The following is a 24,382-nucleotide window of genomic DNA, read 5'->3' on the forward strand; positions in this document are numbered from 1 at the left end:
ATGCGTTCACGCCTCAAGGACTGCCTGCTTCCATGTCCGACCTCTCCCGCGAACTGCGCGCCGACGCGCTGCTCGACAGCGTGCAGGAGGAGCGTCACCGCCGCCTGAAGATCTTCCTCGGCGCCGCGCCCGGCGTGGGCAAGACCTTCGCCATGCTGTCCGCGGCGCGCGAGCTGAAGCGCCAAGGCGTGGACGTGGTGATCGGGCTGGTGGAAACGCATGGCCGCGCCGAGACCGAGGCGCTGGTCGACGGCCTGGAAGTACTGCCGCGCCGGCCGGTGGAATACCGCGGCCGCGACTTCAGCGAGTTCGACCTGGACGCCGCACTGGCGCGCAAGCCCGCGGTCATCCTGGTCGACGAGCTGGCCCATCGCAACCTGCCCGGCGGGCGGCACGAGCGGCGCTGGCAGGACATCGCCGAGCTGCTCGATGCCGGCATCGAGGTCTACACCGCGCTCAACGTGCAGCACCTGGAAAGCCTCAACGACCAGGTGCGGCGCATCACCAACGTCACCGTGCGCGAAACCGTGCCGGATGCCTTCCTGGACCGCGCGCGCGACATCGTGCTGGTCGACCTGCCGCCGCGCGAACTGATCGGGCGGCTGAAGCAGGGCAAGGTCTACGTGCCGGAAACCGCGGCCGCCGCGCTGGATGCATTCTTCTCGCCGACCAACCTGGCCGCGCTGCGCGAGCTGGCGGTGGATACCGTGGCCGGCCACGTCGACAGCGACCTGCGCGGCCACATGCTGGCGCGCGGCGGCGCCATGCCGGTGCGCCGGCGCGTGCTGGCGGCGATCGACGGCCATGGCCAGAGCGAATACCTGGTGCGCGTGGCGCGGCGCATCGCCGAGCGCCGCGGCGCGCCGTGGAGCGTGGCCTTCGTCGATACCGGCGCGGACCTGGACAGCAAGCGCCGCGAGCAGCTGGATGCCGCGATGCGCCTGGCGCGGCGCCTGGGCGGCGAAACCATCGTGCTGCGCGGCCATACGATCGCCGACGAGATTCTGGCGCATGCGGACCGCGAAGGCGTCGGCCAGATCCTGCTCGGCCGCACGCGCGAGCGCCCGCTGGCGCGCATGCTCGGCCGCTCGCTCACCCAGCAGCTGCTGCGCCGCGGCGCGCATCTGGAACTGACCATCATCGCCACGCCGACCGAGCGCGCCCAGTCGCGGCTGCGCTTGCGCATGCCGGGCGGACGCGGGCGGCGCGGCGAGTACATCTACGCCACCCTCGCCGCGCTGGTCGCCTTCGTGCTGGCCTTTATCGCCGACCGTTATCTGTCGGTGGCGAACCTGGCGCTGATCTTCCTCACCGCCGTGCTGGTGGTGGCGGTACGCACGCGCATGGCGGTGGCGGTGTATGCGGCGACGCTGTGCTTCGTCGGCTACAACTTTTTCTTCGCGCCGCCGCGCTACACCTTGATGATCGCCAACTTCGACGACGTGCTGGCGGTATGCCTGTTCTTCGTCGCGGCGCTGGTGTGCAGCCGGCTGGCAACGCGCTTGTCCAGCCAGGTGGAGTCGATGCGCGCGGCGCACGCGCAGGCGCGCGCCCTGCTGGCGCTGGGCCAGCGGCTGACCGCGAGCACCGATGCCAGCGGCATCCGCGACGTCGGCGCCGCGGCGCTGGCGCGCGCGCTGCGCTGCGATGCGGCGGTGCTGATGCGCGATCCCGGCCGCGTGCTGCAGGTGGCCTCGGTATCGCCGCGCGATTTCCGCCTGACCGCGCAGGACCTGGGCGCCGCCGACTGGAGCGAGAAACACGCCGAAGCCGCCGGGCGCTACACCGACACGCTCAACGCCGCGCCCTGCTGGGTGCTGCCGCTGGGCAGCGAAAGCCGCCCGCTGGGCGTCGCCGCGATGCGCTTCCCGCCCGAACAGCGCGACCTGTCGCCTGACCAGCGCAGCCTGGCCATGGCCATGGTGCAGGACATCGGCCAGGCGCTGGAGCGCGCACGCCTGGCCGAGGAACTGGAAGGCGCGCGCGTGCAGGGCGAGACCGAGCGGCTGCGCAATGCCCTGCTGTCTTCCGTGTCGCACGACCTGCGCTCGCCGCTGGCCTCGATGATCGGCTCGGCCGGCACCTTGTCCAGCTATGGCGAGCAGCTGCCGCGCGAGGAACGCCAGGAGCTGCTCGACGCCATCCTGGGCGAAGGCCAGCGCCTGGACCGCTATATCCAGAACCTGCTGGACATGACGCGGCTGGGCCACGGCACGCTCAAGCTCAATCGCGACTGGACCGACGTGGCCGAGATCGTCGCCGCCGCGGTCACCCGGCTGCACAAGCTGTTCCCGGAGCTGAAGGTGGACACCATGCTGCCGGCCGGCACGGTGCTGCTGTACGTGCATCCGGCGCTGATCGAGCAGGCGCTGTTCAATATCCTGGAGAACGCCGCGCGCTTCTCGCCGCCGGGCGAGGCAGTACGGGTGCTGGTGCGCACGCAGGACGAAAAACTCGTTCTGGACGTGAGCGACCGCGGCCCGGGCATTCCCGAGGACGAGCGGGCGCTGATCTTCGACATGTTCTATTCGGTCTCGCGCGGCGACCGCGCGCCGCAGGGCACCGGCCTGGGGCTGGCGATCTGCCGCGGCATGATCGGCGCGCACGGCGGTTCGGTGGAGGCCTTGCCCGGCGACGGCGCGGGCACCACCATTCGCATCACCCTGCCGCTGCCGACGCCGCCCTGATGACCGCTGCCGCACCCTGCGTGCTCGTGATCGACGACGAGGCGCAGATCCGCAAGTTCCTCGACATCGGCCTGCGCGCCGAAGGCTACGAGGTGGTGCTCGCCGCCAATGCCGAGGAAGGCCTGGCCAGGGCGGCCACGCGCTCGCCCGACCTGGTGATCCTGGACATCGGCCTGCCCGACCGCGAAGGCCACGAGGTGCTGAAGGAACTGCGCCAGTGGACCCAGGTGCCGGTGCTGATGCTCTCCGTGCGCGATGCCGAGAGCGAAAAGGTGCGCGCGCTCGATGCCGGCGCCAACGACTACGTGACCAAGCCGTTCGGCATCCAGGAGCTGATGGCGCGCCTGCGCGCCCTGCTGCGCAACCGCCCGGGCGAACCGGAACCGGCCGCGCAGCGCTACGACGACGGCCGCCTCGCCATCGACCTGGCGCGGCGCGAAGTGCAGCTCGACGGCGAGGCGCTTGCGCTCACGCGCAAGGAATACGCCGTGCTGGCGATGCTGCTGCGCCATGCGGGCCGCGTGGTGACGCAGCAGCAACTGCTGCGCGAGATCTGGGGGCCGACCCACGTGCAGGACACGCACTACCTGCGCATCGTGCTGGGCAAGCTGCGCCAGAAGCTGGGCGACGATCCGGCCGAGCCACGCTGGCTGAAGACCGAACCCGGCGTGGGTTATCGCTTCCTCGCCGGCTGAGGCCGCGCGCAAACCCTAAGCATGGCTGACGGCGGGCTGTCCGCCGGCTGTAGCGTGCGCGCTCTCGGACAGGCGGACACCGCAGGCAGGGCAGCAGGCGATGGAGCCTCGCCGATGCCGGCATAAGAATCCTTCCATGCCGTCGCCGAACCGGCGGCCTCTCGAGTCGGGCATCGCGTTCCCGATCCGCGATCCGGGTGCGTAACTTCGCCGCCCGCATTGCTTCCACCGCCGCAAGCACACAGGTGCATCTGCGGCCTTGCGCGGCCCGCCGGGCATGAACCCGCGCGTCGCCGACGGAGCCATAGCCATGAGCAAGCCATGCCTGCGATTGATCGTGTTCGCCACCTTGCTGGGCCTGTTCGGCCCGGCCCATGGACAGTCGGCCGCGGACCACGAAGACGACGAGCCCACCGCTTATGACGGACGGCAGATCTCCGACGAAGGGCCGGAAGCTCCCCTCGAACGCCACCAGCGCTCGCTGCTGCGCGCCGCACTCGATCGCGATTACACCTACGTGCGCTGCTGGTACCGCAAGAACGCCAGCGACCTCGATCCGCAATCCGGCTACGAATGGGCGCGCACGGAGCAAGGCGGCTACTACAAGCTGCCCGGCTACTGGTACGACAGCTTCGCGTTCGAGTGGCGGAACATGTTCTACACCACCGTCGCGCGCGCCGAGCTGGAACGCATCTGCCGGGACACGCTGCGGCAGAGGAACCGCCCCGCCGCGCTGTTCGACCTGCATGCGGCCGACAACCGGATTTCCTTCAACTATTTGATCTGGACGAACGGCGAGAAGGATGGCGGAACGTCGATCGACCGCATCGTGAGCTTTGGCGACAGCCTGTCGGACACGATGAACCTGTACAACGGTTCGCTGTGGAAGATGCCTCATCGCAAGAGCTGGCTGCTGGGCCGTTTCAGCAACGGTCCGCTGTGGAATGAAGAAGTGGCCGCCAGGCTGGGCCTGCCCCTGTACAACTGGTCGGTAGGCGGCGCGGCGGGCGACCGCTACCTGGTGATACCCGGGCTGCGCGAGCAGGTGGCCTCCTGGACGCAGTACATGCGCTCCGCCAGGAACTACCAGCCGGCGCGGACGCTGTTCACGCTGTGGATCGGCGCCAACGACCTGATCAATTACGGCCGCTCCGCCGAGAGCGTGGCGCAGCATGTCGAAGCCTCGCTGAGCGCACTGATCGCGCAAGGCGCGAAGCATCTGCTGGTGCTGAACCTGCCCGACCTCACCCTGGCGCCGGGCCTGCGCACCTCCAGCAAGAAGGCCACCGTGGCCAAGGATGTGGCCAGCTACAACCAGAAGCTGAGCCTCATCGTCGCTCGCCTGCAGAAAAAGCATGCCGACGCGCGCCTGGTCCTGATGGACAGCACGCCGCTGCTCGACGAAGTGGGCGCCAACCCCGGGGGCTACCGCCTCGCCAACTTCACCGACTCCTGCCTGCAGGTCGATTACGGCAGCGCCCTGGCCTATGTCAGCAGGCAAAGCCCGCGTCCGGCATGCACGCGCGCCGAGGACTACTTCTTTTGGGACGGGCTGCATCCGACGGCAAAAGGCCAACGGATTCTCGCCGAGAAAGTCACTGCATTCTTGCTAGGAAAATTCCCTAATGAGTTATCAGCATCGATCCAATCAGATGTGTCTGATAAAGCTGCGAAGCATCCATAGACAGCTTGCGATTCGTTACTTTCGCATCTCTCTCATCGCTCAACGGTAACCGCGCTATCGATCATTTCGAAGCATCTGCATGGACAACAAGGCGTGAGCTTGATGCGGCGCAGGGGAACGAAATCTTCCGGCGCGACTCCATAGAATGTGAGCGCCCGCATCAGGCAAGAAGTACCACGCCGCATCGCGCGGCACCCGATCCGGGTCATCAGCAACTGAGAAAATTCTTAGTTACTCATCCCCATCGTTCCGCCAACTGGAGCCGCAAGCGCATGAACGAACCTCGCGCAACGCCATGCCGACGAAGCAAAGAGGAAGGACATCCGTATGTACACCGAGCTGAAAACGTCCCTTGTCAAGCGACACCATCGCGATGACCTCATCCACTCGCTGGAGACCCTGCTCGACCTGTCGCTGGTCCATGTCGACATCCAGGGCGAGGACATGGACGAGCAGCACGCACCGTCCAGGCAGTATTGCGGGCTGTTCCATATGGCGGGCGTGCATGCCTGCCAGGTACATGGCGGTTCGATCGACACGCCCATCCGGCTCGATCCCGGCGACCTGCTGATCGCCTCGTTCGACGTCCATGGGGATCTCAAGGCGATCGGCCTGCAGATCCATGGCCCCAGCCTGCTGCGCGGCCGCCTCTACTTCACCGGCGGCTGGCACCGGCAGTTCCACGAAGTGCTGCCGCCCTGGTTCGTGATCCGCCCCGGCGACGCGGGCGATGTCTACCGGCGGATTTCCAACGCGATGATCGAGGTCTCGCAGTCCAGCATCACCGGGCGCGGGGTGATCCTCAACAAGCTCGCCGAGATTCTCTTCACCATCGCGATCTGCCACTACGCGAAGCGTTCCGACGCCAACCTAGGCTTGTTCACCGCGTTTTCGGACCGGCGCATTTCCAAGGTGCTCAATGCCATCCACGAAGACCCCGGCCGCGGCTGGAGCGTGCAGACCATGGCGGCGCTGGCCTGCATGTCGCGCTCGTCCTTCACCCAGCGCTTCACCCAGCTGATGAAGATGCCGCCGGGCCAGTACATCACCTACTGGCGCATGCATCTGGCCGAGCGGCTGCTGCAGGACCCGCGGCTGTCGGTGGCCGACGTGGCCGAGCAGGTGGGTTATGCGAGCAAGGCGGCGTTCTATCGGCTGTTCAAGCGGATCCAGGGCATGTGCCCTGGCGAGATGCGCGCGGTGCGGGCGGCAACGACGGCCGGCGACGAGGGTTGCCGGAGTGCGCCGTGATTGGAATGCGCTTCGCAGAACGGCAAGGGGTGTCCGCACTTTCGTCCTAGTCCGATAGCGAAGCGCCTTGCGCTGCGGCTTCAATGCGGCATCTGGCTTCAACAGCCACAGCCGCGGGAGCAGCACATGCGATCGGGAGCCGGTCATGCCGGGTGGATGCGCGGACTCGCGGCGCTGCTCCTCTTCTGCTGCGCCATCGCCGACGGCATGGCGCAGTGGGCCGTGGTGGACGTGGAACAGAACCGCATCGGCACCGAGGCCTGGGGCAAGCAATGGCTGCAGTGGGAGCAGCAGTTCGCGCAGTGGCAGCAGCAGTACTTCACCATGCTCAATGTGGTGCAGGCGGGGCCATCGTTCCTAGCCGGCGCGCCGCTGCAGCATCGCGGCGAGGACGATGGCATGGTGCAGCGCTGCCCCGTGCAGGCGGGCACGCTCGCGCGGCAGCAGCAGGTGTTCTGCCGGATGCTGCTGCGGCTGGAGAACCGGCGCTACAACGTGCTGGTCGATCTCAACCGGCTGATCGAACGGCGCGGGCAGGAGATGCGGGCCATCCTGGCGCGGCGCATCACCCGGGCAGGTTCGGACGACCTCGGTGGACTCAAGGCGTTCGATACCGAAGTGCAGGCCTTCCAGGCCAATCTGGGGCAGGACATGCATGGCGCCCGGGCGGCGCTCGACCAGTACGCCACGCTGGGGCAGGCCGTGCGCGAGCAGCAGGCGCAGCTCACGGGGCAGGCGCTTGCCAGCGCTCCGGCCGACGCCGGCGGCCTGGCCGGCATGCTGATCCAGGGTGCTGCGCTGAGGCAGGCGCTCGACGCCGCCAGGCATCGATAGGCGCATGCCGATGCTCCGTGTCATGGACGACTTCATGCCCACCGGCGCCATCGCCTTCTTCGCGCCTTCCGGCGACATGGGCCACGTGGTGTTCTTCTCCGCCATCCGCGACTTCCTGCTCGACGACGATGGCCTGATCACTCAATGGACCGCCGGCATGGCCGAACGCCTCGGCTCGCTGCTGGCGCTGTTCGCGCTGCCGCTGCTGACCACGTGGATCCTGCTGCACGGCTATCGCATCGTCAGCGGGCGCGCACGCGAGCCGATGATGGGGCTGGTGACGGATGCCGGGCGCGCGGCGCTGATCGTATTCGCCGTCACCGGCGCCAGCATGGGCAATCCGTGGATGGCGGCGCGGATCAACGAACTGGATCAGCTGATCAGCGTGCTGGTCAGCGGCGAGCAGGACATGGATGGCCAGATCCGCGCCAGCCTGGGCTGGATGCAGTTCGCGCTGTCCAGCATCGACACCCTGCCCACCGGCGGCGATGCCGCCATCGCATCCGCCAGGGAGCGCAGCCTGTGGTTCGCCGGCATCGGCACCGCCGGCCCGGTGGTGGTGGGCGGCACCTTGCTGATGCTGATGCAGATCGTGCTGCGGTTCCTCATGGCCATGGCGCCGCTGGCGGTGATGTGCCTGCTGTTCCAGGCCACGCGCCCGGTCTTCCGGCGCTGGCTGCAGTACTGCGTGGGCTCGCTGTTCCGGCTCGCGGTCACGGCCGTGATGACCTCGGTGGCGTTGAAGATGGTGTGCGCGGTGGCGGCGGCGTTCTGGGCGGACCGGCTGCTCCATGCGGCGGTGCAGAGGCTGAGCAACGGCGCGGTCGATCTGCAGATGGCCGAGGGCGTGTCGAGCATGGCGCTGCAGCAGGGCGGGCTGGGTTTGATCATGACCTTGCTGATCGTGACGGTGCCGCAGATGACGGCCGAGTTTTTCATGGGAACGCTGGGGCATTTCAGCGCTTACTCGATGTTTGGCGGAAACACCTCAAATGAACAGGTCCCCGCCGCGCAACCGCAGCCTGTGCGCTCCCATCAGGGCCACGCGCAAGGCGATCAGCCGAGGAATGGCGACACCGCCGGAAGAATGAAGCCGCCGGAAGTGGTCGGAGCAACGCGCGGGTCCAGCCATGGCGCCAGCGCGAACGAAGACGTCATCAAGCGTTCTCCCCGCCCCCATGCGTCATTCACCGATCGCGGGCCGGATCCTTCACGGGCGCCTGTCGCTCTCACCCCGGAAAGCCCATGACGACGCTCCTATGCAAATGGTCCGTGCTGGTTGTCCTGCTTGTGACCTGTAAGGAATCCCTGGCCCAGTCCTGCCAATGGCGTCCGGAAGGTCCGCGAGGCCCGGGCCTGTACAACATGGGCGGAGGGCCTTGTCGCGCCAACGCCTCGCCAGCTCCGCCCGTGCGCTACCTGTCGCGATGGGGATCCATCGCGACCAGCAATACCACGCAGAAGATGGGTGTTTCCTTCGGCGAGCTGAGCCAATCGATTGCCCAACGTAACGCGATGGAACGATGCGCCAGCCCTGATTGCCGGATCGACTTCACCTACCGCGACCAATGCGTAGCCGTCGCCTGGGGCGCCACCTACTCCTCCATGAGCAGCGCCATGACCGTGGACGAAGCTTCCGCGATCTCCATGAAGCGCTGCCGGAAGAAAACCAGCGACTGCCAGATCGTCTACACCGAATGCAGCCCTGCCGAGCAGGTTCCATAACACCCCATGCGCAGCGCATCGACAGCCACCATGCACCGCTCCCACCAGATGGGCGACACTGTGTGCCCCCTGCCCCATCGGAGCCCCGCCATGCACCGCGCCCGCAGCAGCACCGCCTTCCTGTTCGATCTCGACGGCACCCTGATCGACAGCGTCTACCAGCACGTGCTGGCCTGGAAGGAAGCGCTCGATGCCGAGGGCGTGGAGCTGTCGGTGTGGCGCATCCATCGCAAGATCGGCATGAGCGGCGGCCTGTTCACCAACATCCTGCTGCGCGAGACCGGGCTGGAGATCACCGAGGAGCGCCTGGCGCGGCTGCATCAGCGCCACGTCGAAGCGTTCAACCGCCAGCACACCCAGGGCCTGGTGCGGCCGCTGCCCGGCGCACGCGAACTGCTCGCCTATCTCACCGAGCAGGGCTATCCCTGGGCCATCGCCACCAGCGGGCGCATGGCCACGGCCGCGCACAATATCGCGGCGCTGGGCGTGGATCCGTCCAAGGTGCCGGTGATCACCCGCGACCAGGTGCGCCATGCCAAGCCGGATCCGGATCTGTTCCTCGCCGCGGCGGAAAAGCTCGGCGTGGATATCGAACAGTCGCTGGTGATCGGCGACAGCATCTGGGACATGCTGGCCGCGCAGCGCGCCCGCGCGCTCGGCGTGGGGCTGCTGTCCGGCGGCTACAGCGAGGACGAACTCGCCCGCTCCGGCGCGCTGCGCGTATACGACGACCCCGCCGACCTGCTCAAGCATATCGACGAAGTGGCCGCGAGGCTTTGACGCGCATGGCGAACGGCATCGACGAGGTGAGCGCGCAGCTGCGCCGGCGCGAGCCGATCTTCCATTGCGAGGAGTTCGGCCATGCGCGCGCCGACTTCGAGCGCATGACGGCAACGGGCTTCCACGAGGTCGGCGCATCGGGCCGCCGCTACGAGCGCGGCTTCGTGCTCGACATGCTGGAACAGCGCCATCGCGACGGCTGGCTCCACGAGCCGCTGGAGCTGGAGGATTTCCGCTGCACGCCGATCGACGGACAGGCCTACCTGGTCACCTACACGCTGCATCAAGGGACGCGCGTGACGCGCAGGTCGACGATCTGGCGGCGGGATGGCGACGAATGGAAGATCCTGTATCACCAAGGCACCGTCGTGCTCGACGGCGCCTGAGCGCCCACGCTTGTCAGGCACGATTCACCGCCGCGCCCGCTGGCGGCGTTAGGCTGAACCCTCGGAGTTTTCGGGGTAGCTGTCATGCGTCGAATTGTCTTTCTGCCTCTGGCCGTGCTCGTGGCGGCCTGTTCCGCGCCGCAGGCGCCGCAACCGGACCACCAGCCCAAGCCGCAGTCCTCCGCGGCGACACCGGCCAACGCATCGCTGGGTTCGCACGAGTGGTATCAGTGGGTGGACCAGCGGCTGGCCATCAGCGATGGCGACGGACATGGCCCCGACGGCGGTTCGGACGAATGGAATAACGCCGTGCAGCGCAAGCTGGGCGAGGAAGCGCCGCAATCCCAGCCCGGTTCTCCGCAGTGGCAGCAGGCAGTGGACGCGCTGCTGCGCACGAGGGCGCAGTAGCAAGCAACTTCACGCTCACAGCTGGTCATCCCGGCGCCGGCCGGGATGACGAGCAAAAAGCTCCGAGGCATTACGCGAAAATCAAGCGATGTCGCCACTGGATCCCGGCCTGCGCCGGGATGACGAGCAAAAAGCTCCGAGGCATTACGCGAAAATCGGGCGATGTCGCCACTGGATCCCGGCCTGCGCCGGGATGACGAGCAAAGAGCTTCGAGGCATTACGCGAAAATCAGGCGATGTCGCCATGCCCACCCGGCCCGCGCCGGGATGACGAGCTAACGCACCCGCCGCATCCGCACCCAGGTGAAGTGCTGCTCCGCCCCGCCCGGCGTGCGATGCGTTTCGCGCGTGCTTTCCACCAGCTCGTAATCCGCGCCGAATGCGGCATGCAATTCGGCCGCGCGGTAGCGCGCCACCGGCAGGCCGCTGCAGCGTTCCGGGCCGTCTTCGGCGAACGTGGCCATTACCACCTGCGTGCCCACCTGCGAGGCGCGGTGCAGCGCCTCGAGATAGCGGCGCCGGTCGTCGGCCTTCACCAGGAAATGGAACACGGCGCGGTCGTGCCACAACGCATAGCGCTTCAACGGCGCGAAGGCGAGCACGTCGCCGGCGATCCAGTCGACCTGGCTGGCGCGCTCGGCCAGGCGTTCGCGCGAAGTGGCCAACGCGCTGTCCGACAGATCCATCACGGCCAGGTCCACATAGCCTTCGTGCAGCAGGTGATCGACCAGCGACGAAGCGCCGCCGCCCACGTCGATGACGGGAGCGCCCTTGACCACGCCGGCATGTTCGATCAAGGCCAGGGACATAACCGGCCGCGCCTGGTACCAGCTCACCGTGTCGGCGCCCTTGCTCCGGTACACCTCGTCCCAGCGCGAGCCGCGGTCGCTCATGCGTCGATCAACCCGGCGCGAGCAGCGCGTCGAGGTCTTCCTGGTCGAAGCTGAGCCGCTCGCGCGTGCCGCCGCCTTCCAGCACCGCCTCGGCCAGCTCGGCCTTGCGCGCCTTCAGTTCCTCGATGCGTTCCTCCACCGTGTTGGAGGTGATCAGGCGGAACACGAACACCGGCTTGTCCTGGCCGATGCGGTGCGCGCGGTCGCTGGCCTGCGCCTCGGCGGCGGGGTTCCACCACGGGTCGTAGTGGATGACGGTGTCGGCGGCCGTAAGGTTGAGGCCCACCCCGCCGGCCTTCAGCGACAGCAGGAACAGCGGCACGTCGCCTTCCTGGAACTGGCGCACCGGTTCGGCGCGGTCGCGCGTCTCGCCGGTGAGCATCACGTAGTGGATGCGGCGGCGGTCCAGCTCGCCGGCGATCAGCCGCAGCATTTCGGTGAACTGCGAGAACAGCAGCACCTTGCGGCCTTCGGCCAGCAGCGCGGGCAGCATGTCCATCAGCAGGTCGAACTTGGCCGAATCGCGCACGCCGCGCGCGGCCTCGAGCTTGACCAAGCGCGGATCGCAGCACACCTGGCGCAGCTTCAGCAGCGCGTCGAGCACCACGATGCCGCTGTGCTGGATGCCGCGCTGCGCGATCACCTCGCGCAATTCCTCGGCCAGCGACAGCCGCAGGCTTTCGTACAGTTCGCGCTGGCGGCCTTCCAGCACCACGCGGCGGGTGATCTCGGTCTTCGGCGGCAGTTCGGAGGCCACCTGCGACTTGGTCCGGCGCAGGATGAACGGGGCCAGGCGGCGGTTGAGGCGGTCCTGGCATTCGGTGTCGTGCTGCTTTTCGATCGGCACGCGGTAGTGGCGGCGGAACGCGCCCTCGTCGCCGAGCAGGCCGGGCACGGCCAGGTCCACCTGCGACCACAGTTCGCCGAGGTGATTTTCCAGCGGCGTGCCGGTGAGGCAGATGCAGCGCGGCGCGCGCAGGCTCAGCACCGCGCGGCGCGCCTGCGTGCGCGGGTTCTTCACCTGCTGCGCCTCGTCCAGCACGATCAGCGCGAACGGCTGCTTGCGCAGCGCCACCACGTCGCGCGGCAGCAGCGCGTAGCTGGTCAGCACGATGTCCTGCGCGCCCAGCTGCGAGAAATCGCCGCCGCGCTGCGGACCATGCAGGGCCAGCACCTTGAGCGCCGGTGCGAAGCGCGCGATCTCCGCCTGCCAGTTCGGAATCAGGCTGGTCGGCACCACGATCAGCGCCGGCTGGGTCAGCGCGCCGCGTTCTTTCAGCGCCAGCAGATGGGTGACCAGCTGCAGGGTCTTGCCCAGGCCCATGTCGTCGGCGAGCACGCCGCCGACGCCGGCCTCGGCCAGCGCATTGAGCCAGCGCAGGCCTTCGCGCTGGTACGGGCGCAGCTCCACCGTGAGGCCTTCGGGCACCGCGTCGCTGGCGCGCTCGGCGGCGTCGCGCAGGCGCGCGGTGAAGCCGCGCAGCTGCTCCGGTGCTTCCAGGGCGGCGCCGACCGGCAGCGCCTCGACGATTTCTTCCAGGCGGCCGGCCTGCACGCGCGGCAGATGCAGCTTCTTGCGCGGCTTTTCCAGGTATTCGGCCAGCGGCGCCAGCAGGCCGCGCAGTTCCTTCAGGCGCACCGGCACGCGGCGGCGTTCGTCCACCGGCGCGTACCACACGGCGTCTTCCGGCTCGTTCGGCGCGGGGCTGAGATTGAGCGTGTGCTCGGCCAGCGCCTGCGCCACCGCGGGCAGCAGGTTGTGCCGCTTGCCTTCCAGCTCGATGCCGATTTCCAGGTCGAAGGCATGGTCGTCGGCGTCTTCCACCGCATTGCCGTACCACTGCACGGGGCCTTCCAGCACCTCGAACGGGAAGCTGGGCGCGTACTCGAGCAGGAAGCCTTCCGCCTCCAGCTTGGGCCGCAGCGCCAGCCAGCGCGCGGGCGTGTTCACTTCGAGCGCGCCGGCATAGCCCTTGCCGGGGAACAGCCAGGCGTCTTCCGGCAGCGTGTCGGCGAGATCCCAGGGCAGCCCTTCGGTGTCCACGCCGGGAGTCAGGCCGGCGCGTTCGAGCTGCTCCATCGCGGTGAGTTCTTCCGCGCGGCGGCGGGTGATCTCCACCAGGGTGCCGTGGCGCACGCGGCGCACCAGCGGCTCGCCGCCGCGGCCGGGCAGGCGTTCGCCGGCGTAGTCGAAGGCCAGCCGCGCATAGGCCAGCGGCGGCGTGCCGGCGGCCAGACGCGCATGGCGGGTGAGTGCGTGCAGGATCAGCACCGGGCGCGGCGCCAGTTCCGCGCGGCGCAGTTCGTCGAACACCTGCGGCGCCGGTACGCGATGGGCGACGCGGCTGCCGGGCAGCGCGTCGCGCAGGGTGGCGCTGTCCTCGTGCTTCAGCGCCGGCAGATCCAGCCACAGGGTTTCCCCGGCCGGCGCTTCCAGGTGGCCCAGCTCCGCGCGCTCGGCGTCGAGGTACCAGAGGCCGTCGATGCGCACCAGGCGCTGGTTGGCCGGCAGCGCGGGGAGCAGCTTCTGGCTGCCGTCCTTTTCCAGATGCCAATGCCAGTTGAGCAGATGCCCCTTGCCGCGCGACAGGCGCAGTCCGGCCAGGCCGCCGAGGAAGCACGGCGCGGTGTCCAGCACTTCGGCCAGCAAGGTGTCGCCGACGTGACCGGCCAGGCGCGCATAGCTGCGGCTCTTGCGCACGGTCTGCGGCAGGCCCAGCACGGTGGCGGCGAGGCGCTGCTCGGGTGGTTCCAACGGCAGATTGGCCAGATGGCGGCTGTCCAGCGGCGCGGGGCGCGCGAAGCGGCCCTGCTCGGCCACGGTCAGCAGGACCGGCGCCAGTTCCAGGCGCACGTAGGGCGCGCCTTCTTCCGGAATGGCGTCGAGGAAGAAACCCAGCACGCCGCGCTCGGCGGCGGCCGCGGCGGCGCTTTCGTCCAGCAGGCGGCGCCAGACGGCGGGCAGCGGCTCCGCGTGCTCCTCATGGTGCGGAGGAACCGGTTCGGCGAGGCGTTTCTCGTCGGGTTGCTGCATGCGCGTGCGGTCCGCCGGGAAGACCAAAAGACCGAGCTTAGCAAGGCCGATGTGCAGATGCGCGCCTTCACGCCCGATTTTTTCTGCGGGCGTGAACGCGATGCATGGAAAGGGTCAAGCGACCCCGAAAAGTCCCTGCGGATATTCCGGCTTCTGCTCGCGCGACATCAGCGCACGCACGCCTTCCACCGGCGTCACCTCGCCGTGCAGCACCGCGCGCACGCCGCCGCTGATCGGCAGGTCCAGGCCATGCTTGGCCGCGAGGCGGGCCACTTCGTCGGCGGTCACCACGCTTTCCACCACCTGGCCGATCTGGCGCACGGCTTCGTCGATGGCGATGCCGCGGCCGAGCGCCAGGCCCAGGCGGCGGTTGCGCGAGAGATCGCCGGTGCAGGTCAGCACCAGGTCGCCCAGGCCCGACAGGCCCATGAGCGTTTCCGGACGGGCGCCGAGCGCGACGCCCAGGCGCAGCATCTCGTTCATGCCGCGGGTGATCAGGCCGGCGCGGGCGTTCAGGCCCAGGTCCATGCCGTCGGCCACGCCGGTGGCCACCGCCAGCACGTTCTTCATGGCGCCGCCCAGCTCCGCGCCGAGCACGTCGCCGCCGGAATAGGCGCGGAAATTCGGCGCATGCAGCATGGAGGCGAGCTGCTGCGCGAAGGCTTCGTCGTCGGAATGCACGGTGACCGCGCTGGGCAGCCCCAGGGCGACTTCCTTGGCGAACGAGGGGCCGGTGATCACCGCCGCGGCGCGGCCGGGCAGTTTCTCGTCGACCAGCTCGTGCAGGAAGCGGCCGGTGCCGGGCTCGAAGCCCTTGGTGGCCCAGGCCACGCCGGCGCCGGCGTCGAGCAGGGGCGCCAGTTCGTCCAGCATGGAGGCGAAGGCGTGGCTGGGCACCACGATCAGTACGATCCCGGCGCCGCGCACCGCGGCGGCCAGGTCGCTTTCGTAGCGCAGTTCCGCGGGCAGCTGGATGTCCGGCAGGTAGCGCCGGTTCTGCCCGCTCTCGGCCATGGCCGCCAGCGCCGCGGCGTCCCGGCCCCACAAACGGGTCGGCACGCCATTGCGCGCGGTGAGGGCGGCGAGCGCCGTCCCCCACGAGCCGGCTCCCAGGACCGCCAGGGTCGGACGTTCAGCCATGGAAGCCGCTCAGCTGTTGAGGACCGGAGCCTCGTCGCCGCCGGCGCTGCGGCGCTGCTGCTCGGCGTAGAGCGCGTCGAAGTTGATCGGCTGCAGCAGGAACGGCGGGAAGCCGCCCTCCATCACCAGCGAGGAGATCACCTGGCGGGCGTAGGGGAACAGCAGGTTCGGGCAGTAGCTGCCGATGATGCCGGCGTGGTCCGCCTCGCTGAAGCCCGACACGCCGAACACGCCGGCCTGCTTCACTTCCGCCAGGTACGCGGTGCGCTCGCCCAGGGTGCAGGTCAGGGTGAGGCTGAGCACCACTTCGTACAGGTCGTTGCCCAGTTCCGTGGCCTGCTGGCCCAGGTTGAGCTGGACCTGCGGCTGCTGGTCGGTCTCGCCGATCTCCTGGAAGATGTGCGGAGCGTTGGGCGCCTCGAACGACACATCCTTGACGTAGATCTTCTGCAGCACCAGCTGCGGCTGGCCGGCCTGGCCGTTGGCGTTGACGTCTGCCATCTGTGAAACCCCTCGATCTGGATTACGGAAAAGGACAAAGAGGCCGATTGTTCCATACATCCCGGCAGGCCGCCATGCGAACTATCCGGACTTTCGGACCGCCTCCCAAGCCCTGGAACTGCTTAAAGATTGCGCAAGCCCCCGGGTTTCTGAGAGAATTCCCGGCTCGGCCATGCCGGCCCGGCCTTACGGGCACGTCCGCGACGCGATGCGGACCTCACGGCAGCCCCCGGAAAGCAGCACCCTCCAGCATCGCGTGGCGCATGGCGCCGCTGGGCCGATGTCGCCCTGGCCAACGGGCGGTCTACAGAATCCACGGAGGTCATCATGGCCCGTATTTGCCAAGTCACCGGAAAGGGTGTGCAGACTGGTAACAACGTCTCGCATGCCAACAACAAGACCCGTCGCCGCTGGTTGCCGAACCTGCACGAGCGCCGCTTCTGGGTCGCCAGCGAGAACCGCTGGGTGAAACTGCGCGTCTCCAACCAGGCGCTGCGCACCATCGACAAGAAGGGCATCGAGGCCGTGATCGCCGACCTGCGTGCCCGCGGCGAGAAGATCTGAGGAGCCCTAAGCCATGTCCAAGAGCAAGAGCGACAAGATCCGCCTGATCTCCTCCGCCGGCACCGGCCACTTCTACACCACGCAGAAGAACAAGAAGAACACCCCGGACAAGTTCGAGTTCAAGAAGTACGATCCGGTGGTCCGCAAGCACGTGATCTACAAGGAAGGCAAGATCAAGTAATTGATCTGCGCTCCATGAAAAACCCGCCTTCGTGGCGGGTTTTTTTTCGCCTCGATATCGGCGCGGACGAGACGTCCGCGCCGAGGCCAGAGTCAGGGAGCAGCCTTGCCCTGCTCCTTCGCCGCCGCCTTCGGCGCGGCGTTCTTCACATACTTGTCGAACCAGGTGAGCATCTCGTACACCTCCTGCTCGTTCGACTCCATCGCCGTGTACCAGTGCGGCTCGTGCGGCAGCATCACCAGGCGCGTGGTGCCGCCCAGGCCGCGGATGGCCTGGAACAGCTTGGGCGACTGCACCGGCTCGGTGCCGGGGTTGGCGTCGTCCATGCCGTGCATGATCAGCAGCGGCGACTTGATCTTGTCGGCATTGAAGAAAGCCGAAGCCTGCTCGTACACCTTCGGCGCCTGCCACAGCGAGCGGCGCTCGTTCTGGAAGCCGAACGGGGTGAGATCCTTGTTGTAGCCGCCGCTGGTGGCCACGCCGGCGCGGAACAGATCGGTATGCGCGAGCAGGTTGGCGGTCATCAGCGCGCCGTGGCTGTGGCCGGTGACGCCGATGCGCTCGCGGTCGACCACGCCCAGCTCCACGGCCTTGTCCACCGCGGCCTGCGCGTCCATCACCAGTTGCTCGACATAGGTGTCGTACGCGGTGCGCGGATCGCCGACGATCGGGAACGACGCGTTGTCGATGATGGCGTAGCCCGACAGCAGCAGCAGGCGATAGCCGCGCAGCAGATCGAACTTCTGCTGCGATCCGCTCACCTGCCCGGCCTTGCTCGGGTCGGCGAAGTCCTGCGGATAGGCATACAGCACGGCCGGCAGGCGCGTGCCTTCCTTGTAGCCCGGCGGCGTGTACAGGGTGAACGACAGTTCCACGCCATCCTTGCGCTTGTAGGTGACCAGCCGCTTGGCGATGCCGCGCACCTGCGGCGTCGGGTCGGCGATATGCGTGATCGCCTCGCTGCTTGAAGCGAACACCGCTTCGCCCGGCTTGGCGTCGCTCACCGGCGCGCCCAGCGCATGCAGGAACAGGTTCGGCGGCTCGGCCGGCGACTGCCGCGCGGTGATGAAGCGCTCGCCGCCCGGCAGCACCGCCAGCGCGCTTTCGTAGTGATCCGCGCCGTCGCCGCGGAACAGGCGCTCGGTGCGCCCGCTGGACAAGGCGTAGCGGTCGAGGAAAGGCCGGTCCCCCTGCGGCGTGCCGCCGGTGCCGGCCAGGTAGACGTAATCGCCTTCCTGCCGCACCACGCGCGCACCGTTCGGCAGCTGCTGCATCAGCAGCGAGCCGGGCTGCTTGTAGTTCTCGTCCATCGAGTAATCCCACACCGTGCGCGCGGGCTTCGAGGGATGCGCGACGTCGATGCGCGTGATGCGGATCCAGCGCTTGTTGGCGTCGTACTCGTAGACGAAGGGCTCGTCGCCCTGCGCCAGCCAGCGCATGCCGCTGTAGCGCTGGGTGGTGCGCGCCACTTCCTGCGGCTTGCCGCTGAACGGCGCGCTCCACAGCATTACCTTGTCACGCTGCGGGACATTCACCTTCCAGTCGCCCTGGTCCAGCGCCTCCGGCCACACCAGGGTGGCCGGCGCGTTGGCGCGCCAGTCGAAATCGCGCGGCCCCACCGGCACGCCGCGCACCGGCACGCGGTCGGCCACCGGCAGCGAAGCGATCGCGGTGGACTGGCCGGTGCGCACGTCGAGCACGCTGACGTCGCGGGCAAAACGCTCGTAGGTGGTGACGTACGAGTACGGCTTCTTCAGCGTTTCCACCAGCACGTGCTCGCCATCCGGCGCGCCGGACACACCGGCGAGCACGCCCGGCTTGCCCACCGCCTTGACGCTGCCGCTGGCCGCGTCGACCACGGCAAGCTGCGCGGTGCCGTAGTACTCGAACAAGGCTTCGTCTTCGGGACTGCCCAGCGTGTCGCGGGCTTCGTAGGTGCTGCTCTCGCCCTTGCCGCCGATCGATTCCTTGATCTCCGGCCCGGAGGTCTCGCTCACCTTCGGCGCGGCGCCGAGATTCGCCGGCACCTGCTTCACCAGCAGCGAATCGCTGCCGTGCAGCCATTGCACGTCGTCTTCCATCACCGGGTTGAGCCACACGCCTTCCACGCGGCGCACCTGGCCGGTGAGCGCATCGCCCAGCCACAGCTCGGTGCGTTCCTTCGTGGTGTTGGCGAAGGCGAAGCGGCGGCCGTCGGGCGACCACTGCGGCGCGCTCGGGCAGGCGTCGGCCGGCAGCGTCACCGGCAGCTGCTTGTGGCTGGCCACGTCTTCCACGGTGAAGCTCTTCAGGCAGGCGCGGATGCCGTAGCCGCTCGACGCATCGTGCCGCGCATGATTGGCCGGCTCGATGCGCAGGCCGGCGAGCTTGAGATAAGGCTCGGCCACGCGCGCGATCGGCGGGTACTGCGACTGCTCGACCAGCAGCATGCGCGAGCGGGTGGGGTCGAGCATCGGGATCGCCGGCAGCGGCGCGTGCATCAGGCCCAGCAGCGGCTCGGGCGGCTTGTCGTAGCCGGCCAGCACGGCGGCGGGCAGGCAGGCGAGCAAGGCGGCGGCGAGGGCGAGTGCCCTGGGGTTGGCGGACGGCATCGTGCGGTCTCCTGGAGGGGCGCCCCGAATGGCGGGCGCGACCGTAGGAAGTTACACCGCTGCGAGCAGCGGCACCGCCATGCTGTTAGTCATGTAGGGGGAAGCCGCGGCGCCGCGTTCAAGCGCCAGGCGTGAGCTCGAATTCGATCCAGGCCGGATGGTCCTGCGTCTGGCCTTCGACGGCCTTGACCGTGAGCGTGGCGCTGCCGACCTGCAGCCGGTCGCCCGCTTTCACCACCTGCTGCCGGATCTGCTGCGCCGGCACGCTGTCGCGCGGGAAGGCGGCGGTCAGCCACTCGACGGTGGCGCTCTGCGGCGCGTGCTTGTCCGGCGTCCATGCCAGCACGCGCAGGTCGTAGGCGGCTTTCACTTCCGGTCCGCCGATGCGCAGCCGGCCTTCCTCGCTGGCGAACACCGTATTGGGCGAACCCGCACGCGCCGCTTCGGCGTCGATCGCCACATGGCCCTGGCGGTCGCTTTCGCTGGGCATGGCGAGCTTGCTCACGCGATGCAGGCCGTCGGCCAGCGGCAGCAGCATCTTCTCGCCCAGCACCATGGTGCTTTCGACGTGCATCGGCGCGTCGCGCATTTCGATCAAGGTGGCGCGCGCGCCGGGCATCGCGCCCTGGAACGGCGGCGGCGTGGCGACGATGGACGACACGCCCACGCGCGAGCGGCCGATCACGCCGGCGCGACCGCGGAGGATCTCGATGTCTGCGGGGGCTTGCGCCGAGGCGGCCTGGTGCTGATCGCTGGAGCTGGACATGGATTTCCCTGCCTGCGTCGACCCTGCGGAAGTGCCGGCCGAAAGTAGCAGCAGCGCCGCGAACGCGACAAGGCGCCCCGCGCTGGGGCGCCTCGCCTTGAACTGGCCTGCATCGATGACGTTCATCGGTCGAGCTTGCCACGCGGTTTGTCGATGGCGGATGACCGCCATCACAGCGCGGCGCATGGCTCAGGCGTTGCCGATCTCCACTTCATCGATCGAACCGTCGTTGATCTGGTCGAGCGGGATGTTCTGCGGCTGATCGAAACCCCAGGGATTGCGCAGCTCCAGATACTTCTTGCCATCCGGCCCGGTGCACACGCCGGTCACCGTGTAGGCATGGCCACCCACCAGGCCATGCGGATTCTTGCCGGCTTCCATGCCGGCCTGGTCGCCGTCGGATTCGGGCGTGGCGATGGTCACCAGCTTGCCGTCCTTCAGCGCCTGCTCGATCTTGCCGGCACCGTCCTTCGGCGAATAGGCATCGGCGCTCTTGCCGGTCAGCGCGGTCATCGCGTCGGCGGGATGGCCGCCGTTGCCGATCGCGTCGTAGCCGCCCTGCATCTTGGCGTAGGCCGCTTCCAGCACCTCCGGCCACTTGGCGGTGCCGTCGCTGGAGCTGGTGCCGTTGGACGGCAGGTCCTTGTCGCTGACGGTGATCTTCACGTCGTGATAGTCGTCGCCGAACAAACCCCACAGGTTGCCGGCGCTGTTGTCCTTCTGGTGCGGGAAGGTCACGGTGAAGGTGCCATTGCCGTTGTCGTGGATCATGTTCTTGATCTGATCCGGATGCTGCTGCGCCAGCGCCGCGATGCTCGCGTCGAAATAGCAGTCGCCGTAGCCTTCCTGCTTCACGTCATTGGGATTGGGCTGGCTGCTGTTGGAGAAGTCCGGCTGGCCATTGGCACTGTTGTAGAGCGAGCGGTTCGGCGCGCTGTTGTCGGGGCCGATCTTCGGATCCAGCACCGGGTTGTGTTCGGCCAGGCCGAGGAAGCGCTGGATATCGACACCGGCGAACGCGACGTTGACGCTGGACATGATCTTGCTCCGGACCGTGGAAACCCTGTGCATCGCATGAAACCCGATGGGCCGCCGCACGGCCTAGCTAGGTCGATCCCTACCTAGGGCCACCCCCAGGTCATGCTGTAATGCCCGCTTTGGCGAGCGGAGCCCAGGGATGGCCTTGCGGGTGGTGGTAATCGGCGCGACCGGCGTGTTCGGTTCGCGCGTGGCGCAGCGGCTGGCGCGCGATGCGCGCTTCGAACTGGTGCTGGCCGGGCGGCGGCGCGATGCATTGGAAGCGATGCGCGCGTCGTTTGAAGATCCCTCCGTCCGCATCGCCACGCTCGACACCGGCGATGCGCGCTTCGCCGCGGCGCTCGCCGCGCTGCAGCCGCAACTGGTGATCCACACCGCCGGCCCGTTCCAGGGCCAGGACTATCGCGTGGCGGAAGCCTGCCTCGCCGCGGGCAGCGACTATGTCGACCTGGCCGATGGCCGCGGCTTCGTCACCGGTATCGAACGCCTGCACGAACGCGCGCTGGCGGCGGGGCGACTGCTGGTCACCGGCGCCTCCAGCGTGCCGGCCTTGAGCGCCGCGGCCGTGGATGCGCTGCTGCCGCGCTTCGCCATGCTGGAAACGATCGAGCACACCATCAACCCCGGCAACCGGACGCCGCGCGGCGACGCCACGGTGGCGTCGATCCTGGGCTATTGCGGCCGTCCGATCCGCGTATGGCGCGATGGGCGCTGGCAGGTGACGCATGGCTGGATGGACAGCCGCATGCAGCGCTTTCCGTTCGGCCGGCGGCGCGTGGGCGCGTGCGAGATTCCGGACCTGGATCTGTTCCCCGCGCGCTATCGGCAGGTACGCACCGTGATGTTCCGCGCCGGCCTCGAACTGCCGCTGCTGCAGGGTGGCACCTGGTGCGCGGCGGTGCTGGTGCGGCTGGGCTTGATCCGTAACTTGGCCGCGTATGCGCCCGCACTGCGGCGCTTCAGCGAGCTGTTTCTGCGCTTCGGCTCCGAGGTAGGCGGCATGACGGTGGAGCTGGGCGGCATCGCCGCCGATGGGCGTCCGCTGAAACTGCGCTGGTGGCTGAGCGCGGACGCGGGCGACGGCCCGCAGGTGCCGGTGACGCCTGCCGTGGTGCTGGCGCGCCGCATGGCGGATGGACGGATCGACGCCAAAGGCGCGACGCCATGCGTGGGCCTGCTGACACTGGAACAGATCGAAGCGGGTTTCGACGGCTATGCGCTGCGCACGGGCGTCGAAACGTTCGAGTAAGTCAGTCGATGTCGAGCCAGCCGCGGTAGGCGATCAACTGCCCGAGCAGCGGCAGGCGCGTATCGATATGGAACACGTAGCGCCCGTCTTCCGCGAGGCTGCGCGAGAACACGCTGCCGAACATGGCGCGCGGCAGCGGCAGTCCGAGCAGTCGGCCCTGCTGCAGTTGCCAGTCGATCGCGTCGCCGTCGCGGCGCAGGGCGAAGTACAGCGAGACCGGGCCGAGGCGTTCGCGCAGATGCATGCCGCCCGTGGCGCGTTCCAGGGTGGAGCGCATGCGGCCGTTGGCGAAGCTGCGCGTCCAGGTTTCGCGCCCTTCCACGCGTTCGATGCTGAGCGCGATGGCCTGGTCCGCACCGGGTTCCGGCAGGCCGAGCACGCGGCGCAGCAGGCGCGCGAAGGGATGGCGTGCGCCGTCGACCTGCGCCACGCCGTGCGCGCTCAGCGAAGCCGCGCCGCCGTGCATGCGCTGCACCGGCGCGGCGAGCAGCGGCCAGTCGGCCGGACCGATCAAGACGGGGAAGAGAGGCTCGGGCATCGCGCGATCATCCGTGGCTAGTACGTGGCGGACAAGCGCCCATAAAAAAAGCCCGCCGATCGGCGGGCTTTTTTATTTTGACAGGCGCCGCGCTTAAGCCGCGCCGCTCACCGCATAACCCTTCAGGCGCTGCGCGAAGTCCTGCAGCACGCGGATGCCGCTCTGCTCGGCTTCGGCGATCCACTGCTGCAGACCCTTGAGGCTCTGCTCGGCGCCGCGCTGTTCCATCAGTTCGGCCAGGCGGGTGCGGAAATCGCACACGGTGCGCAGGGTCGGGCGCTTGGCCAGGGCGGCCTGCAGGCGCTCGCGGCCTTCGTTGTCCAGCCAGCGGCCACCGTCGGCCAGCGAGCGGCGCATGCGGCGCGGCATCGCCTTGAGGCTTTCGCCGGCGTGCTGGGCTTCGTCGCGCAGGGTCGGCACGATCACGCCGCGGTAGTAGTCGGTCATCGCCTGGAAGCGATGGGTGAGCACGGCCTTCAGCGTCTCGGCGTCGGGCAGGTGCACGTTCGGGCGGATGTCCAGGGTCGGCGCCACGCGCATCACCTTGGCCAGGCCCACCGCGCGCAGGGCGCAGATCACCGCCCAGCCGATGTCGAACTCCCACTTGCGCAGGGCGAACTTGGCGGAGCTGGGGAAAGCGTGGTGGTTGTTGTGCAGCTCTTCGCCGCCGATCCACACGCCCCACGGCGCCAGGTTGGTGGCCGTGTCGGCGCTCTCGAAGTTGCGGTAGCCCCACCAGTGGCCGATGCCGTTGACGAAGCCGGCGGCCCAGAACGGGATCCAGATCATCTGCACGGCCCAGATGGCCGCGCCGATCACGCCGAACAGCGCCAGGTCGATCAGCAGCATCAGGGTCGGGCCCCAGTAGGGGTGGCCGCCGAACAGCTTGCGCTCGATCCAGTCGTCCGGGGTGCCGCGGCCGTACTTCTCCAGGTCTTCCTTGATGTAGCTGGCGTCGCGGTACAGCGACACGCCGTCCCAGAACACCTTCTTGATGCCGTAGATCTGCGGGCTGTGCGGATCTTCCTCGGTCTCCACCTTGGCGTGGTGCTTGCGGTGCACGGCCACCCACTCCTTCACCACCATGCCGGTGGTGAGCCAGCCCCAGAAGCGGAAGAAGTTGGCCAGGGCGGGGTGGAAGTCCACGCCGCGATGGGTCTGGCTGCGGTGCAGGTACAGCGTCACCGTGAAGATGGTGAGCTGCGTCATCACCAGCAGGAAGACCAGCATGGCGACCCAACTGGCCCCGGTGAGGCCGTTGGACAGGAAGTTCAGCACTGCGTCGAGCATGGGAAACACTCAGTAGGGTGAAAAGTCAGTCTAATCGAGGGTTTCCGTACCCACCAGCATGGGAAATCATGCCTGCGCCGCTATGCCGCAGAACGTGTTTCAGCGCGCAAGAACGCCCCCGCCGTCTGTTCAAACGGTGGGGGCGCC

Annotated in this window: 22 protein-coding genes; 13 read left to right on the forward strand and 9 right to left on the reverse strand. The window is 68.4% G+C overall.

Annotated features, from left to right (window positions below; translation table 11 throughout):
* The first annotated feature begins 32 nt into the window (after positions 1–32).
* From FHW85_RS11505 to FHW85_RS11550, 10 genes are all read left to right on the forward strand, one after another.
* A complete protein-coding gene (locus tag FHW85_RS11505; protein ID WP_167253453.1) occupies positions 33–2,687 on the forward strand; it encodes a sensor histidine kinase KdpD in 2,655 nt (884 codons plus the stop codon).
* Positions 2,687–3,382: a response regulator gene (locus FHW85_RS11510; RefSeq protein ID WP_168648324.1), complete on the forward strand. Its 696-nt coding sequence runs from the start codon at positions 2,687–2,689 to the stop codon at positions 3,380–3,382. The genes FHW85_RS11505 and FHW85_RS11510 overlap by 1 nt, the downstream gene beginning before the upstream one ends.
* 310 nt (positions 3,383–3,692) lie before the next feature.
* Positions 3,693–5,066 carry an SGNH/GDSL hydrolase family protein gene (locus FHW85_RS11515; protein ID WP_168648325.1) on the forward strand — a complete coding sequence of 458 codons (1,374 nt, stop codon included), beginning with the start codon at positions 3,693–3,695 and terminating at the stop codon, positions 5,064–5,066.
* A 327-nt stretch (positions 5,067–5,393) separates the two neighbouring features.
* Positions 5,394–6,317 carry an AraC family transcriptional regulator gene (locus tag FHW85_RS11520; protein ID WP_168648326.1) on the forward strand — a complete coding sequence of 308 codons (924 nt, stop codon included), beginning with the start codon at positions 5,394–5,396 and terminating at the stop codon, positions 6,315–6,317.
* A gap of 126 nt (positions 6,318–6,443) precedes the next feature.
* On the forward strand, positions 6,444–7,151 hold the full coding sequence (locus tag FHW85_RS11525) for a hypothetical protein (RefSeq protein WP_168648327.1): 708 nt from the start codon (positions 6,444–6,446) through the stop codon (positions 7,149–7,151).
* Positions 7,152–7,155: 4 nt separating this feature from the next.
* Complete coding sequence (locus tag FHW85_RS11530) at positions 7,156–8,400, forward strand: type IV secretion system protein (protein WP_168648328.1); 1,245 nt, start codon at positions 7,156–7,158, stop codon at positions 8,398–8,400.
* A complete protein-coding gene (locus tag FHW85_RS11535; RefSeq protein WP_168648329.1) occupies positions 8,397–8,876 on the forward strand; it encodes a DUF4189 domain-containing protein in 480 nt (159 codons plus the stop codon). The genes FHW85_RS11530 and FHW85_RS11535 overlap by 4 nt, the downstream gene beginning before the upstream one ends.
* 90 nt (positions 8,877–8,966) lie before the next feature.
* A complete protein-coding gene (locus tag FHW85_RS11540) occupies positions 8,967–9,656 on the forward strand; it encodes an HAD family hydrolase (protein ID WP_168648330.1) in 690 nt (229 codons plus the stop codon).
* Between the two features lie 5 nt (positions 9,657–9,661).
* A complete protein-coding gene (locus FHW85_RS11545) occupies positions 9,662–10,042 on the forward strand; it encodes a DUF4440 domain-containing protein (protein WP_168648331.1) in 381 nt (126 codons plus the stop codon).
* A gap of 84 nt (positions 10,043–10,126) precedes the next feature.
* Positions 10,127–10,450 (forward strand): hypothetical protein, encoded by a 324-nt coding sequence (locus tag FHW85_RS11550; RefSeq protein ID WP_168648332.1) that lies wholly within the window; start codon positions 10,127–10,129, stop codon positions 10,448–10,450.
* Positions 10,451–10,725: 275 nt separating this feature from the next.
* On the opposite strand, the gene FHW85_RS11555 is transcribed toward FHW85_RS11550, so the two are convergent.
* The 4 genes from FHW85_RS11555 to secB form a co-directional block, all read right to left on the reverse strand.
* The gene (locus FHW85_RS11555; protein WP_168648333.1) at positions 10,726–11,343 is read right to left on the reverse strand and encodes a class I SAM-dependent methyltransferase; all 618 of its coding nucleotides are present in this window, start codon (positions 11,341–11,343) and stop codon (positions 10,726–10,728) included.
* Between the two features lie 7 nt (positions 11,344–11,350).
* Entirely contained in the window at positions 11,351–14,377 is a 3,027-nt protein-coding gene (locus FHW85_RS11560; RefSeq protein ID WP_167253433.1) for a DEAD/DEAH box helicase, read from the reverse strand.
* A gap of 114 nt (positions 14,378–14,491) precedes the next feature.
* On the reverse strand, positions 14,492–15,517 hold the full coding sequence (locus FHW85_RS11565) for an NAD(P)H-dependent glycerol-3-phosphate dehydrogenase (protein WP_167253431.1): 1,026 nt from the start codon (positions 15,515–15,517) through the stop codon (positions 14,492–14,494).
* 9 nt (positions 15,518–15,526) lie between these two features.
* The gene (secB, locus tag FHW85_RS11570; RefSeq protein WP_167253429.1) at positions 15,527–16,018 is read right to left on the reverse strand and encodes a protein-export chaperone SecB; all 492 of its coding nucleotides are present in this window, start codon (positions 16,016–16,018) and stop codon (positions 15,527–15,529) included.
* 327 nt (positions 16,019–16,345) lie between these two features.
* Here secB and rpmB point away from each other — a divergent pair, with 327 nt between their 5' ends.
* Both rpmB and rpmG read left to right on the forward strand, forming a co-directional pair.
* The gene (gene rpmB / locus FHW85_RS11575) at positions 16,346–16,582 is read left to right on the forward strand and encodes a 50S ribosomal protein L28 (protein WP_167253427.1); all 237 of its coding nucleotides are present in this window, start codon (positions 16,346–16,348) and stop codon (positions 16,580–16,582) included.
* Positions 16,583–16,595: 13 nt separating this feature from the next.
* Positions 16,596–16,763, forward strand: a complete 168-nt coding sequence (gene rpmG / locus FHW85_RS11580; RefSeq protein WP_026635435.1) for a 50S ribosomal protein L33 — start codon at positions 16,596–16,598, stop codon at positions 16,761–16,763.
* A gap of 92 nt (positions 16,764–16,855) precedes the next feature.
* Here the strand turns inward: rpmG and FHW85_RS11585 are convergent, their stop codons facing one another.
* The 3 genes from FHW85_RS11585 to FHW85_RS11595 all read right to left on the reverse strand — a co-directional run bounded on the left by FHW85_RS11585 (position 16,856) and on the right by FHW85_RS11595 (position 21,158).
* A complete protein-coding gene (locus FHW85_RS11585; RefSeq protein ID WP_168648334.1) occupies positions 16,856–19,354 on the reverse strand; it encodes a prolyl oligopeptidase family serine peptidase in 2,499 nt (832 codons plus the stop codon).
* A 118-nt stretch (positions 19,355–19,472) separates the two neighbouring features.
* Entirely contained in the window at positions 19,473–20,120 is a 648-nt protein-coding gene (locus tag FHW85_RS11590; protein WP_168648335.1) for a hypothetical protein, read from the reverse strand.
* 189 nt (positions 20,121–20,309) lie between these two features.
* A complete protein-coding gene (locus FHW85_RS11595; RefSeq protein ID WP_167253417.1) occupies positions 20,310–21,158 on the reverse strand; it encodes a C2 family cysteine protease in 849 nt (282 codons plus the stop codon).
* A gap of 139 nt (positions 21,159–21,297) precedes the next feature.
* On the opposite strand from FHW85_RS11595, the gene FHW85_RS11600 reads away from it, so the two are divergent.
* Positions 21,298–22,407, forward strand: a complete 1,110-nt coding sequence (locus tag FHW85_RS11600) for a saccharopine dehydrogenase NADP-binding domain-containing protein (RefSeq protein ID WP_167253415.1) — start codon at positions 21,298–21,300, stop codon at positions 22,405–22,407.
* Position 22,408: 1 nt separating this feature from the next.
* Here the strand turns inward: FHW85_RS11600 and FHW85_RS11605 are convergent, their stop codons facing one another.
* The gene (locus tag FHW85_RS11605; protein ID WP_168648336.1) at positions 22,409–22,945 is read right to left on the reverse strand and encodes a DUF4166 domain-containing protein; all 537 of its coding nucleotides are present in this window, start codon (positions 22,943–22,945) and stop codon (positions 22,409–22,411) included.
* Between the two features lie 93 nt (positions 22,946–23,038).
* Positions 23,039–24,235 carry a fatty acid desaturase gene (locus FHW85_RS11610; protein ID WP_167253411.1) on the reverse strand — a complete coding sequence of 399 codons (1,197 nt, stop codon included), beginning with the start codon at positions 24,233–24,235 and terminating at the stop codon, positions 23,039–23,041.
* Between the last annotated feature and the right edge of the window lie 147 nt (positions 24,236–24,382).

This window comes from Dyella sp. SG609 (assembly GCF_012275375.1).
Lineage (GTDB): Bacteria > Pseudomonadota > Gammaproteobacteria > Xanthomonadales > Rhodanobacteraceae > Dyella_D > Dyella_D marensis.

Coding starts and splice junctions, on each gene's coding strand:
- FHW85_RS11505 (WP_167253453.1), top strand. CDS start 33: ATGTCCGACCTCTCCCGCGAACTGCGCGCCGACGCGCTGCTCGACAGC.
- FHW85_RS11510 (WP_168648324.1), top strand. CDS start 2,687: ATGACCGCTGCCGCACCCTGCGTGCTCGTGATCGACGACGAGGCGCAG.
- FHW85_RS11515 (WP_168648325.1), top strand. CDS start 3,693: ATGAGCAAGCCATGCCTGCGATTGATCGTGTTCGCCACCTTGCTGGGC.
- FHW85_RS11520 (WP_168648326.1), top strand. CDS start 5,394: ATGTACACCGAGCTGAAAACGTCCCTTGTCAAGCGACACCATCGCGAT.
- FHW85_RS11525 (WP_168648327.1), top strand. CDS start 6,444: ATGCGATCGGGAGCCGGTCATGCCGGGTGGATGCGCGGACTCGCGGCG.
- FHW85_RS11530 (WP_168648328.1), top strand. CDS start 7,156: ATGCCGATGCTCCGTGTCATGGACGACTTCATGCCCACCGGCGCCATC.
- FHW85_RS11535 (WP_168648329.1), top strand. CDS start 8,397: ATGACGACGCTCCTATGCAAATGGTCCGTGCTGGTTGTCCTGCTTGTG.
- FHW85_RS11540 (WP_168648330.1), top strand. CDS start 8,967: ATGCACCGCGCCCGCAGCAGCACCGCCTTCCTGTTCGATCTCGACGGC.
- FHW85_RS11545 (WP_168648331.1), top strand. CDS start 9,662: ATGGCGAACGGCATCGACGAGGTGAGCGCGCAGCTGCGCCGGCGCGAG.
- FHW85_RS11550 (WP_168648332.1), top strand. CDS start 10,127: ATGCGTCGAATTGTCTTTCTGCCTCTGGCCGTGCTCGTGGCGGCCTGT.
- FHW85_RS11555 (WP_168648333.1), bottom strand. CDS start 11,343: ATGAGCGACCGCGGCTCGCGCTGGGACGAGGTGTACCGGAGCAAGGGC.
- FHW85_RS11560 (WP_167253433.1), bottom strand. CDS start 14,377: ATGCAGCAACCCGACGAGAAACGCCTCGCCGAACCGGTTCCTCCGCAC.
- FHW85_RS11565 (WP_167253431.1), bottom strand. CDS start 15,517: ATGGCTGAACGTCCGACCCTGGCGGTCCTGGGAGCCGGCTCGTGGGGG.
- secB (WP_167253429.1), bottom strand. CDS start 16,018: ATGGCAGACGTCAACGCCAACGGCCAGGCCGGCCAGCCGCAGCTGGTG.
- rpmB (WP_167253427.1), top strand. CDS start 16,346: ATGGCCCGTATTTGCCAAGTCACCGGAAAGGGTGTGCAGACTGGTAAC.
- rpmG (WP_026635435.1), top strand. CDS start 16,596: ATGTCCAAGAGCAAGAGCGACAAGATCCGCCTGATCTCCTCCGCCGGC.
- FHW85_RS11585 (WP_168648334.1), bottom strand. CDS start 19,354: ATGCCGTCCGCCAACCCCAGGGCACTCGCCCTCGCCGCCGCCTTGCTC.
- FHW85_RS11590 (WP_168648335.1), bottom strand. CDS start 20,120: ATGTCCAGCTCCAGCGATCAGCACCAGGCCGCCTCGGCGCAAGCCCCC.
- FHW85_RS11595 (WP_167253417.1), bottom strand. CDS start 21,158: ATGTCCAGCGTCAACGTCGCGTTCGCCGGTGTCGATATCCAGCGCTTC.
- FHW85_RS11600 (WP_167253415.1), top strand. CDS start 21,298: ATGGCCTTGCGGGTGGTGGTAATCGGCGCGACCGGCGTGTTCGGTTCG.
- FHW85_RS11605 (WP_168648336.1), bottom strand. CDS start 22,945: ATGCCCGAGCCTCTCTTCCCCGTCTTGATCGGTCCGGCCGACTGGCCG.
- FHW85_RS11610 (WP_167253411.1), bottom strand. CDS start 24,235: ATGCTCGACGCAGTGCTGAACTTCCTGTCCAACGGCCTCACCGGGGCC.